The following is an 11,732-nucleotide window of genomic DNA, read 5'->3' as shown; positions in this document are numbered from 1 at the left end:
GGGGAGGGAGAGGCGGGGGTATGCGACCAGGACCAGAAGCCGGCCACGCGGCGGACACGGACGTCGGCATGGTGGCGGGGTCGGACGCCGCAGTGGTGGCCGCGTCGGTGACGGAACCGGAGGTGTTCGGGGAGCTGTACCGCCGGCACGCGCCGGCGGTGCACGGTTTCGTGTTGCGGCGGATGGGGACCGAGCACGCGGATGACGTGACGGCGGACACGTTCGTGACGGCGTTCCGGATCCGGGGGCGGTTCGACCGGCAGCGGGACAGTGCCCGTCCGTGGTTGATGGGGATCGCGGTGCACCAGATCTCGCGGCGCTGGCGCGCCGAACGTGCTCACCTCAGCACGCTGGCGGCGCTGGAGGCGGTTCCGCTCGGCCACGACGTGCCGGACGCGTCCGAGGCCGCGCTGGCCCGGTCGGTGGATGCCGGGCTGGCTGCCGCGCTGCGCTCCCTGCGGCGGGGTGACCGGGACGTGCTGCTGCTGGTGGCTTGGGCGGAGCTGGAGTACGCCGAGGTCGCCGAGGCGCTGGCGATCCCGCTCGGAACCGTACGCTCCCGCCTGCACCGCGCCCGCCGTCTGGTGCGGGACGCCCTGACGACGACCCAGGAGAGCTGACATGGACGCGGAGATGGATGAGATGACGGCGTTGCGGCAGATGGGTGAGCGGCTCGGGCCGACGCAGGTCGTACCCGGCGCGCAGGTGGAGGCGGCGGTACGGGCCCGCACCGGCCGGGGCGCTCGGCTCGGGGGGAAGGTCGTGGGCCGGGGGCTGTGGTGGGGCGTGCCGCTGGCAGCGGCCGCGGCGGTCGCCGTCGTGGCGGTGACGGCGCATGGGCTGCTCCCGTTGGGCGCGCACGACGGGATGTCACCGGCTGCGCCGCCCGCCACGACGGCGGGGCAGCCGGCGACGGCGGAACCGGTGGCAGATCCGCCGCTGGCGGCCGCCCAGTATGTCTACACCCGGGTACGGTTCGTGGAGCGGGCCCACGACGGCGACAAGGGGTGGGTGGAGAGCACCGGGATCGATGAGAGCTGGGCATCGGCCGACGGCCGGGGCGCCGCCGTCCAGCACAACGGGGTGCGCCGTCCGGCAGGGGAGTCCTCCTATTCGGTGATGAGACCCGGTTGGCACGTGACCACCCAGCTCAGCCCCGACATGCGGGCGGGGAAGGCCGGGCAGGACCTGCGCGGGGACGTGCGGTTGCCGTGGCTGGCGTCACCGGGAGTCACGGTGCCGGCGCTGCCCACCCCGGCAACGGTGGAGTCGGTCGAGGGCTGGCTGGCCCAGATCGAGCGGGCGGCCGTGGGAGACAACCCGCGGCGGGTGGCGGCGTTGCGGGCGCCCACGTGGGCGTTCGGGCCGGGGAACCAGCCGGAGGCGGTGGACGTGTTCGCGCTGATCCCGCCGTCCGCGCGTGAGGCGGTGTTCCAGGCCGTGTCGCGCCGGGCGGGTGCGACCAGGAGCGAGGTCACGGTCCAGGGCGGCCGCCGGATGATCGCGATCGACGGGGCCGCGGGCGGGGGCATGGGCGACGACCCCTGGCAGCGGATGTTGTTCGACCCGGTGTCCCACGCGTTCATGGGGATCCAGGATCTGCTGCCGGACGCCGAGGACGGCGCGAAGGCCGGGACGGTCGTCAACGAGTACCTGATCGAGCAGCAGGCTGTGGTCGACCGGCCCGGCCGGCTGCCGGACCGCAGCATCCTCCCGGTCCGGCTGACGCCGTCCGACCTGCCCGCCGCCGACCCCGCACGGGCCTACCTCGGCAAGTGAGAGGTTCAGTTCTCGGCAGGCACACGGCCGAACCACCTACAACGACACGTTCGCGCCCTCCAGCACGCGCATGAAGGCACGCGACCATTCAGGCAGGTCTGGCCAGCCACGACAGGAGACCATCGCGCCGTCCACCACGTCGGGGGCGTCCACGAACGTCGCACCCGCCATCTCCATGTCGGTCTTCAACGGCGGGAACGCCGCCGTGGTACGGCCGCGCAGCAGGCCAAGCGCGGCCGGCACCTGCGGGCCGTGGCAAATCGTGCCCACCGGCAGGCCGCGCTCGAAGAAGTAGTGCACGATACGGGCGACGTCGGGATCGGTGCGGATGTACTCCGGCGCGCGGCCGCCCGGGATCACCAGCGCCTGGTAGTCCTCGGGGCGCACATCGGCGAATGCGAGATCCACCGGCAGTTGATGGCCGGGCCTCTCGGTATAGGCGTCCCAACCGGGCTCGAAGTCGTGGACCACCAGCTTTACCGCACGAGTGGTGGGGGCGGCCACGATCGCCTCATGGCCCCCTTCACGGAGCCGGAAGACGGGGTACATGGAGTCCAGCTCTTCCGCCGCATCGCCGGTCAGGACAAGCACTCGGGCCATGACTCACTCCTGTTCTCCCACGATGGATCTTAATCCGCATGGGATGTTGCAGGAAGAGGTCGACCAGTGGACCAACGCGCACGGACTGAGCCAGACCGCCGCCTCCACTGACAGCCCGCAATCCGGCCGAGCCCGGCCGCCGCGTCCCCACACGGGCGGATGTCTTCGGCAAAAGCGGCGCCGTCGCCGTTGACGTCGTGGAGGTCTTCCCCAACGCCCCGAGTGGGAACGGCCGGCCGGTGTGTCCTGGCCCGCCAACGGTGAATCCTGCAGGGCGCGCTTCTCCACCAGCGCGGACGCGGCGTTCAGCACCAGCCGGGCCGTCTCTGGGGCAGCTTGGCGGGCGGCCTCTGGCAGCACTGAGACGTAGGTGTCGGCGGTGAGCACTATGCCGGCGCGCCCGAGCATCGCCTGCACCGCCTTCAGATCGATGTGCGCGGCCAGCGCCAGGTCGCAGATCGTGCAGCCGGACCGGGGGCGGCGTCTACAGTCGTGAACACTGCGCCTTACACGCTGCAGGTGAGTACTCGTGGAGAACTCCGCCGAGCCGGTCTCTTCGGCGTACGTTCAGGTCGATGATCCGCTCGGGGTCTGTGATCGGGTCTGGGACGGGAAGCAGCCGGGCCGCTTGGGCCAGGGCTTGGTGGGCGCCGTGCTGGTTATAGATTCGTTCATACTCGCGCAGATGACGTTCGTTCCACAGCAGGCGACGTCGAGGAGTTCGCGGGATCATGTTCGCATGACGGACGAGAGGAGCGCCAGCTTGTCGGCGCTGTCGGTGCCGGGGTCCGGGTGGAGGACGACGAGCGTTTGGCCTGTCGCGCCGCTGACGCTCAGTCTTTCCCGGTTCAGTGACAGGCCACCGACCTGGGGGTGGTCGATGTGCTTGGGGGTGCCTTCGCATGTGTTCACGTCGTGGCGGGCCCAGAGCCTGCTGAAGTGAGGGCTGGCGAGGGAGAGCTCGCCTACGAGTTCGATGAATCGGGGGTCGTCCGTGTCGGTGCCGACGGATTCGCGGAAGCCGGCGACCATGCCCTGCGCGGCGTCCTCCCACTCCGGGTAGAGGGCCTGCTCGGCAGGGTCGAGGAACACGTCCCGCAGGCGGTTGCCCCCCGCCACGAGTCGCGGCGACAGAGCGGTCGCCAGCGCGTTGGCGGCGAGGACGTCGAAGTAGCGGCCCTCCACGTACGCGGGGAGCGCAAGCGTGACGACGAGCTTGGCAACGCCCGGAGGGACGGTCTCCTTCCGAGGCTGCCGCCGTCGCCGCCGGGGTTTTCCCGTCCCGAGGCGTAGCAGGTAGGCCGTCGCGTCGTCGTCGAGCCGCAGCACGCGGGCAAGGGACTCGAGGACCTGCGCGGAGGGGTTGCGGTCGCGGCCCTGCTCCAGGCGCAGGTAGTAGTCGGCGCTGATACCGGCGAGCATCGCGACCTCCTCCCGGCGCAGGCCCGGCACGCGCCGTACGCCCACGGAGGGGATGCCTGCCTGTTCAGGAGTGACGAGCTCCCGGCGGGCGCGTACGTAATCGCCCAAAAGGTTGAATTCGTCGCTCATGTTCCCACGGTAATTCACGCACCTTCGTGCGTGCCTGGTCCCTTCACCCCCAGGATCGCGGGGGCTCTGGCTCCGTCAGCGGGTGAGCGGAAACCTCACTTCCGGCACGAACACCGGCGAAACCGGCCGGTGGTCTTCCGCGAGCAAGGAGCTACACCATGTCGACATATTTGCTGGTACACGGGGCCTGGCACAGCGGACAATGCTGGGAGCGGGTGGTCCCGCTGCTGGCCTCGGTCGGGCATCGGGTGGTCGCGCCGTCGCTGACCGGCCACGGCGACAAGGCGCATCTGCTCGGCCCCGAGGTGGGGCTGGACACGCACGTCGACGACATCGTCAGGCTGATCACTGAGGAGGACCTCACCGACGTGATCCTGGTGGGCCACAGCTACGCCGGACTGGTCATCTCCGCCGCCGCCAACCGGATCCCGGATCGGATCGCCCATCTGGTCTATCTCGACGCGATGGTCCCGGAGGATGGCGAGAGCGCGGTGGACGTGCATCCCATGACCCAGGCCCTCATCGACCGCGCCGCGGAGTCCGAGATCGGCTGGCGGATCCCGCCGATGCCCGAGCTGCCGCCGCCCCTGGGTCTGTTCGGGGTCACCGACCCGGCGGACGTGGTGTGGCTGCGGACGATGCTGTCGGATCAGCCAGTGCTCTGCCTCCGGCAACCGGTCCGGCTGGACAACCCAGCCGTGCGCGCCATACCGCGAACGCACATTCACTGCGTCGCCGGCGTACCGGAGGGCATCAAGCGGCGGCCCGTCCCAGCGATACAGCCCAACGGCAGCCCGGCACAGGTGTGGGAACTGCAGACGGGACACGACTGCATGATCACCGTGCCGGCCGAGCTCACCGAACTGCTGCTCAAGCTCGGCTGACTCTGGTGTCGGCGACCCTCGCCCTGGCCGGCGCCTTCGGCCTAGATTTGCACGTATGGATGAGGACGAATATGTCAGCATCGGATCCGTAACCCACGCTATTCCATCCATCATTCAGTGCTTCGTTCGCAAGGCGAGTTCGACTGCGCGGGCGATGCCGAAGTATTGCAATTCTGCCGCGAGATCGCCGAGTACATGGTGCAGGAGTTCGGCATCACGAGGCGCGAGGCCGTGGGACGCGTCAACGAGGCCTGGGCGAACCCGGAACACTGTAACCAGCAGCCGACCCCGGTGCCCTTCAATGAGGATCCGTGATCGGCTGTTGCCGGTTGTGCGCCGCACGGAGCGGCTTGGTCAGCACGGGTCGCGTTGTGACGCTGCATGGTGTGCCGCTCGAATATTGAGTTACGTGTCCTGAGCTGCGGTTAAGCAGCGTGGTGGTATTCGTTGAGTGGCAACGTGGTGACGACCCGCGGCCCGGCGAGTCGGTCGACCGGATCCGTCGCCAGGTTGCAGGTCTGCTGCACCGTCCATGCCCCGCTCGGGTGCGCGATCACTCCGGCCAGGTGGAGTGGGTGCCGTGCTCGATGAAGACCAGCACATACAGCCGCTTGAGCAGAATCGTCTCAACCAGCAGGAAGTCACACGCGATGATCGTGTGGGCTGAGCGGTCAGGAACTGTCGCCAGGTTGGGCCGGCCCGGGGTCGGAGGCGTCGGCGAACGCGCCGTGCACAAGGACCACCGTGGGTGTGGGCTTGGCTTCCGGCGCTTCCGGCCGGGACCGCACCTGCGTCTGCGCTTGGGTCCAGGAAGTTCCAGCAGGGCGTCGGTCGCGACCGCAGCGGATTAATTGACGCCTACTGAACGCCTGAATAAGTCGTCATCAAGTACGTCGGCGTAGCCTGCCGGGCATGAGATCAGCCAAAAGCGAAAGCGTTCGAAAATGGGGCCTCCGGATTCACCTGGTCTTTTACGTCCTGGCCAACCTGGCTCAGGTCGTGGTGTGGCAGATCTACGACCGGGATCATTTCTTCTGGCCCATGTGGTCGATAGTCTTCTGGGGCATCGGACTGGTCTTTCATTTCTGGGGGCTCTACTCGCCGCCCAGATCGAAGGTCGATCAGTGAGACTCCGTGCCCACCAGCCCACGCGTGATCCGAGTCCGGAGGAGCCCTAGATGCCCACCCGAGTCAACCGGCAGACCGTCGACCTCTCCGCCTACCCAGACCTCCTGGTCCTGTATCTCGGAATGCGGGTGAACCGGCTGTACGGGATCCGGACCTTCTTCAGCTTCGGCCGGAAGATCAGTGAGTCGGTCGCCGGCATGCCGGACGGACTGCTGCTGCACGAGCCCGTCTACTACTCGTTCTTCCCGATGAACATGGGGATGCGCCAGTACTGGCGCGACCTGCCCTCGCTGCTCGAGTTCGCCCGGTCGGAGCCGCATCGGCAATGGTGGCTCGACTTCCTGCGAGACTCCGGCGGCACCGGTTTCTGGCACGAGACCTACTCGATCAGGGGCGGTATGGAAGCTGTCTACGATGACGTGCCCAAGCCGCTCGGCTTCGGACGGTTCGCCGGGATCCAGCGCGCTCGCGGTCCCATGTTCGGCTCCGCGGCCCGGCTGGGACGTTCCGAAGGAGGCAGCGCGGTCCTCAGCGAGACGGATCTCTACGAGTCCTAGCCACGCGGACGCCCGGCCGGAAATCTCGCGGGGGCATGAGGCAGGCACGCCCGCACCCCCGTCGAGTCGGCCGCGCGCCGCCGTACACACTCGCAGTCCCAAGTTCCGATCGGCCGATCTTTCACCGCCAATTCTGGACCAGTACAATCGGTGCCTGCCGCGATCCAACACAGGTCGCAAGCGGACAATCTTTAATGTCCAGCCGGGAGCCGACAGATTTGACTGGGCCAGCTCATTCCGTTCGGTTCGGCGGTAAAGGTCCGTCGGCCGGCGCCGATCCTCTGCGCCTGCAAATCCTGGGTCCGTTGCGGCTGTGGCGCGGTCGCGTCGAACTGGACGCCGGCCCCCGGCAGCAGGCGCAATTGTTGGCCCTGCTCCTGGCGCGGGTGGGCCAGGCGGTCAGCACGCGGCAATTGATCGACCTGATCTGGGCCGACAACGCCCCCACCAGCGCGCTCAACGTCATCCAGAAGTACGTCGGGGCATTGCGGCGAGTGCTCGAACCCGCGGTCCCCGCCCGGGCAGCCGGTACCTACCTGCACCTCCGCGGCAACGCGTACGTGTTCAGCGCCGGTTCCGGCACACTGGACCTCGTCACCTTCCGGGAACTCCTCGAAGCCGCCCAGACCGCCCTCGCCCAGCAGGATCGCGAAGTGGCACTCGACCATTACGTCAAGGCGCTCGGCCTCTGGCGGGGCCCCGCAGGGGACGGACTGTCCTTCGGATCGACCGCGATGTCGATCCTGGCCGCCCTCGACGACGAGTTCCTCGCCGCCTGCGCGGCGGCGGCCGACCTGGCCGTGTCCTTACGCCGGCCGGAGCAGGTGATCCCGCCGTTACAGTTGGCCGCGTCGATGGCACCGTTCCACGAACCCGTACGCGTCGGCCTCATCACCGCACTCGGCGCCGCTGGACGGCAGGCGGAGGCGCTGTCGGTGTTCCACGCGATCCGTGACCGCCTCGCCGAGGAGCTCGGCATCGACCCCGGCCCGGCGCTGCAGGACGCGCACTTGCGGGTGCTGACGCAGACCTCTCCGCCGCCGGTGGTGACGGGCAGGCGAATTGAGGATGACCGCGCGCCGGCGAGCCAGGCGACCGGCCTGGTCGGCCGGGGTGAGGAACTCGGCGTGCTGCGGCAGGCCATCGAGGCGGCGCTCACCGGTCACACCGGGCTCGGCATCATCGAAGGCGAGCCGGGCTCGGGCAAGACACGTCTGCTGGAAGAGGCCGCCGCGGCCGCGGAGCGGCGTGGCGCGCTCGTCGTCTGGGCTTCCTGTTTGGAAGGCGACGGAACACCATCGATGTGGCCATGGGAGCAGGCGCTCACCATTGTCCTCGACAACATGCCCGCGCCGGCCCGCGAGAAGTGGCTCGCCAGCGAACTCGGCCGCCTCCTCGAACCTCGAGACGATGACGCCGCGCCGCCGATCTCCGGCGGCCGCTCCCAGTTCCGCCTGTTCGAGCAGGTCGTCACCTTCATCGGCCAGGCCTCGGCAGAACAGCCGACGCTGCTCGTCATGGACGACCTTCAATGGATCGATGCCACCTCGCTCCAGTTGCTCGGCCACCTGGCGGCACGGCTGCCCACCGGCACCGCGATCATCGGCGCCCTTCGCGACCGCGCGCCCACACCCGGCCCCGACCTTTCGCGGGTCCTGGCCGCCGCCAGCCGGCTGCCCAACCACCGCAGGATCCAACTCGGCCCGCTCAGCCTGACCGACGTGGCCGAACTCATCCGCCGCGAGACTGGCCACGAACCCGGTGCGGACACCACCCGCAACATCCACGTTCGCACCGCCGGCAATCCTTTCTTCGTCCGCGAACTGTCGCGGCTCCTCAGCGACCGCGGCGCGCTCAGCGACGGCGACGCGTCGGCCCGGGCCGGGGTGCCGTCCACCGTGCGAGACGTCGTCCGCGATCGGATGGCGGGCCTCGACGACAGCGCTCGCGACCTGCTGCGGCTCGCCGCACTGATCGGGCGCGACGTCGACCTCGGCCTGCTCGCCCACGCCGCCGGTGTCGACGTCGCAGACTGCCTCGACCGCTTCGAACCGCTGCGCGCGCTCGGCCTGCTCGAAACGGGGCCGGAGGACCCGTTCTCCTGGCGTTTCACGCACGACCTGGTTCGCGAGTCGGTCACGGAGACGACGGCGCAGTTGCAGGCCATCCGGCTGCACCTGCGGGTCGCGGACGCGCTCGAACAGAGCCAGGCGGACGATGAGTCCATCACTGAGCGCCTCGCCTTCCATCTGTCGGCCGCCGGCCCCCTCGCCGACCCGGTCCGTACCGTGGAGGCGCTGAAGCGCGCCGGCCGCCGCGCGGCGACCAAGCTCGCGTTCGCCGCCGCCGATCGGCACCTGGAATCAGCTGCCCAGATCGCGAGGACCGCCGGGCACCCGGAACTCGAGCTCTCCGCCCTCTCGCTCCTCGCCATCGCCCCGCGACGGCAGGCCGGGTTCGGCGGCACGACGTTCGATCTGCTGGAGCGTGCGGAACACCTGGCCCGCCAGCTCGGCCGGGAGGTGGAGGCCGCCGGCCTCCTCTTCGCCCGCCTGTTCGGGGCCTATACCTTCCTGGAGTGGGACCGCCTCCGTCTGGTCCGCCGGCTGTACGAGCAAGGAGAGGCTTCCGCCGATCCGGTCGTCCGGGCGTACGGCCGGCAAGCATGGGGCCTGCACCAGTGGGACATCGGCAACATCGGCGAGGCGTACCGGTGCTTCAGTGAGAACAACCCCGCCCTTCTCGAAGGGGTCGTCTCCGCGCACAGCGAGACCCCGATCCGGCGTGACGTCTCGGGTGAGTGGCCCGGCTGGCAGGCCGTCGTGACGGCACTACACGGTGAGGTCGGGACGGCGAGTACCATCATCGACAAGTGGAACGGCCCCGACGACTCATATGCGGTCGCGACCTGGGCCTACTACACCACCATCATCGCTTCGATGGCCGGGGACGCGGGCTGGGCGATGCGCACGATCGAGCGGTGGATGGCTGCGGGCACCGGCCGCGCCGCCATCCAGCAGGAGCACTACATACGGCTGAACTGGTACTGGGCCCGTGCCCTCGTCGGCGACGACCCGGCCGGTATCGCGGCGGAGGCCGAAGAGCTCCTGGCCGGGACACTGGTCGACCCGCCACGGTGGGGCGTCGCCTACCACAACGGACTGATCGCCGAGATGTGGCTGGCCGCCGGGATGCCGGAACCAGCGAGCATCGCCCTCGACCGAGCGGACCAGGCCCTCGAGGCCTACGGCCAACGCTACGCCGAAGGACTCGTCCTGCTGCTGCGGGCGCGCCTGCTCCAGGCCTGCGGCGAATCCGCCGACGTCGTACGAGCCGCTGCCGAGAAGGCTCGCGACCGGTCCAGCGAACGCGAGTCTCACCTCTTCGCCCGCCGCGCCGAGAAGTTCCTCGCCGAGCTCTGATCGCGCTGCTCGACTCCTGGGGCATGACAGGGGACCGTCACCGTGCCAGGTCCGCTCGAACCCGGCGGGTGATCAGATAGCCGAACCCGGTCGCCGTGAAGAACATGACAATCCCGTACACCGCGCCGGGGATGGCCATCTCGGCACTGTTCAGCAGCGCCGGGGTCAGCGCGACCGTGATGGCCAGCCCGGTGTTGTGGATGCCGATCTCGAACCCGGCCGCGACGGCCGCGCGGTGATCGACACCGGCCAGGCGCGGCACGCCGTACCCGATCAGCAGGCTCACGATATTGAAGACCAGCGCGGCGATCCCGACCGAGACGAAATAGTCAACGAGGTTCTCCCGCTCCGCGTACAGCACGGCGAATATGGCCCCGGCCAGGACCACGACCGACAGCACCCGGACGGGGAGCTTGAGCCGCCGCGCCAGCTCAGGCGTCCACGCGCGCACGAGCATCCCGATCGCGACCGGCACGACCACCATCGAGAAGACCTGCACCATCTTGTCGAACTGCAGCCCGAGGGCGGCCCCACCGGGTAAGAAGTACCCGGCCGAGAGGTTCACCACGATCGGCAGGGTGACCACGGACAGCACCGAGTTGGTCGCCGTGAGCGTGACGTTGAGCGCGACGTTCCCGCCGAACAGGTGGCTGTACAGGTTGGCCGTGGGCCCACCGGGCGACGCCGCGACCAGCAGCATCCCGACCGCCAGCTCCGGCGGAAGCCGGAAGGCGAGCACCAGACCGAAGCAGATCGCCGGCAGGAGCACGAGCTGGCACAGCAGCGCCACCACGGCCGCCTTCGGATACCGACCCAGCCGCCGGAAGTCGTCCAGCGTCAGGCTGAGCCCCAGGCCGAGCATGACGATGCCGATGGCGAAAGGCAGACTGCCCAAGATCAGAGAGGATCCCATGGCGGACATTCTCGGGCAAACCGGTTGCCTCCAGAGAACAAGCTTGTTCCAGTCCGGCTGATCCGAGCGGCTCAGGCGGATGCCGGCCGGACCGCCCAGACGTGGATCACCCTTCTCTCTTACGCGTTCTCGCTCGCCGCCTTCTGGATGAGGTCCACGGCCAGGTCCGGATGCGAGACGAACACCAGGTGCGAGGCGCCGTCGACCACCTGGACCTTCGCGCCGGAGCGCTGGGCCATGAACTCCTGCGCCGCCGGCGGGATGATCCGGTCGGCGCCGCTGATCAGGTTGTAGCTCGGGATCGTGTGCCAGGCCTGCGGGCCGGCGGCGGGCTCACCGAGGGCGGCGCCGGTGGACGGGCGCTGCATGATCGCGAAGAGCGCGGCCTCGTCGGCGGGCAGATCCCCCGCGAAATGCGGATGGAACACGCGCGGGTTGATGTAGAGATCGACCTGCCCGCCGGGCAGCGGCACGGGTTTGAGCGACTCGCCCACCGTGCTGCCCGGGAACTTCTCGACCAGCTCCTGGACGCTCTCGCCCGTCTCCGGTACGAACGCCGCCAGGTAGACCAGCGCCTTCACCTCGGGGTTCCCGGTAGCGGCGGTGGAGATGACGGCACCGCCGTACGAGTGGCCGACCAGCACGATCGGTCCCTCGATGCTGTTCAGCAGCGCCTTGAGTTGCTCCGCGTCGGAGGAGAGCCCCCGAAGCGGGTTCGGCGCGGCGATGACCGGATAGCCGTCGGTGACAAGCCGCCTGACGATCGCGGTGAAGCCGTTGCCGTCCGCGAAGGCTCCGTGCACGAGCACGATCGTCGGTTTCTTGGGTGCCATTTCCTCGCCTTTCATGAAGTGATGGTGGAAAGCTACGGCGGCGGACTGAACGGAAAATGGATGGG

At 69.2% G+C, this 11,732-nt stretch carries 12 protein-coding genes; 7 read left to right on the top strand and 5 right to left on the bottom strand.

All coding sequences use genetic code 11. From position 1 onward, the window contains the following. The first annotated feature begins 20 nt into the window (after positions 1-20). Both KME78_RS54690 and KME78_RS54685 read left to right on the top strand, forming a co-directional pair. Complete coding sequence (locus KME78_RS54690) at positions 21-620, top strand: RNA polymerase sigma factor (RefSeq protein ID WP_246654525.1); 600 nt, start codon at positions 21-23, stop codon at positions 618-620. A 1-nt stretch (position 621) separates the two neighbouring features. After that, a complete protein-coding gene (locus tag KME78_RS54685) occupies positions 622-1,779 on the top strand; it encodes a hypothetical protein (protein WP_219537981.1) in 1,158 nt (385 codons plus the stop codon). A 36-nt stretch (positions 1,780-1,815) separates the two neighbouring features. Here KME78_RS54685 and KME78_RS54680 read toward each other — a convergent pair whose 3' ends face one another. Both KME78_RS54680 and KME78_RS54675 read right to left on the bottom strand, forming a co-directional pair. Then, complete coding sequence (locus tag KME78_RS54680) at positions 1,816-2,379, bottom strand: DJ-1/PfpI family protein (protein ID WP_219537980.1); 564 nt, start codon at positions 2,377-2,379, stop codon at positions 1,816-1,818. 729 nt (positions 2,380-3,108) lie between these two features. Next, the gene (locus KME78_RS54675) at positions 3,109-3,930 is read right to left on the bottom strand and encodes a helix-turn-helix domain-containing protein (RefSeq protein WP_219537979.1); all 822 of its coding nucleotides are present in this window, start codon (positions 3,928-3,930) and stop codon (positions 3,109-3,111) included. 158 nt (positions 3,931-4,088) lie between these two features. Here KME78_RS54675 and KME78_RS54670 point away from each other — a divergent pair, with 158 nt between their 5' ends. Next, the gene (locus KME78_RS54670; RefSeq protein WP_219537978.1) at positions 4,089-4,814 is read left to right on the top strand and encodes an alpha/beta fold hydrolase; all 726 of its coding nucleotides are present in this window, start codon (positions 4,089-4,091) and stop codon (positions 4,812-4,814) included. A gap of 117 nt (positions 4,815-4,931) precedes the next feature. Then, entirely contained in the window at positions 4,932-5,129 is a 198-nt protein-coding gene (locus tag KME78_RS54665; protein ID WP_219537977.1) for a hypothetical protein, read from the top strand. A gap of 238 nt (positions 5,130-5,367) precedes the next feature. On the opposite strand, the gene KME78_RS54660 is transcribed toward KME78_RS54665, so the two are convergent. Beyond that, positions 5,368-5,550: a hypothetical protein gene (locus KME78_RS54660; RefSeq protein WP_219537976.1), complete on the bottom strand. Its 183-nt coding sequence runs from the start codon at positions 5,548-5,550 to the stop codon at positions 5,368-5,370. Positions 5,551-5,726: 176 nt separating this feature from the next. Here KME78_RS54660 and KME78_RS54655 point away from each other — a divergent pair, with 176 nt between their 5' ends. The 3 genes from KME78_RS54655 to KME78_RS54645 all read left to right on the top strand — a co-directional run bounded on the left by KME78_RS54655 (position 5,727) and on the right by KME78_RS54645 (position 9,921). Next, positions 5,727-5,942, top strand: coding sequence for a 2TM domain-containing protein (locus tag KME78_RS54655; RefSeq protein ID WP_219537975.1), 216 nt, complete (start codon positions 5,727-5,729; stop codon positions 5,940-5,942). 50 nt (positions 5,943-5,992) lie between these two features. After that, entirely contained in the window at positions 5,993-6,499 is a 507-nt protein-coding gene (locus tag KME78_RS54650) for a monooxygenase family protein (protein ID WP_219537974.1), read from the top strand. Between the two features lie 305 nt (positions 6,500-6,804). After that, positions 6,805-9,921: a BTAD domain-containing putative transcriptional regulator gene (locus tag KME78_RS54645; RefSeq protein WP_219537973.1), complete on the top strand. Its 3,117-nt coding sequence runs from the start codon at positions 6,805-6,807 to the stop codon at positions 9,919-9,921. A 37-nt stretch (positions 9,922-9,958) separates the two neighbouring features. Here the strand turns inward: KME78_RS54645 and KME78_RS54640 are convergent, their stop codons facing one another. Both KME78_RS54640 and KME78_RS54635 read right to left on the bottom strand, forming a co-directional pair. Continuing rightward, entirely contained in the window at positions 9,959-10,834 is an 876-nt protein-coding gene (locus KME78_RS54640; protein ID WP_219537972.1) for a bile acid:sodium symporter family protein, read from the bottom strand. A gap of 119 nt (positions 10,835-10,953) precedes the next feature. Continuing rightward, entirely contained in the window at positions 10,954-11,682 is a 729-nt protein-coding gene (locus KME78_RS54635; protein WP_219537971.1) for an alpha/beta fold hydrolase, read from the bottom strand. Between the last annotated feature and the right edge of the window lie 50 nt (positions 11,683-11,732).

The organism is Nonomuraea guangzhouensis, assembly GCF_019396345.1.
Taxonomy (GTDB): domain Bacteria; phylum Actinomycetota; class Actinomycetes; order Streptosporangiales; family Streptosporangiaceae; genus Nonomuraea; species Nonomuraea guangzhouensis.
The sequence above is the reverse complement of the archived record's forward strand: the minus strand, read 5'-3'. Positions and strand labels throughout refer to the sequence as shown.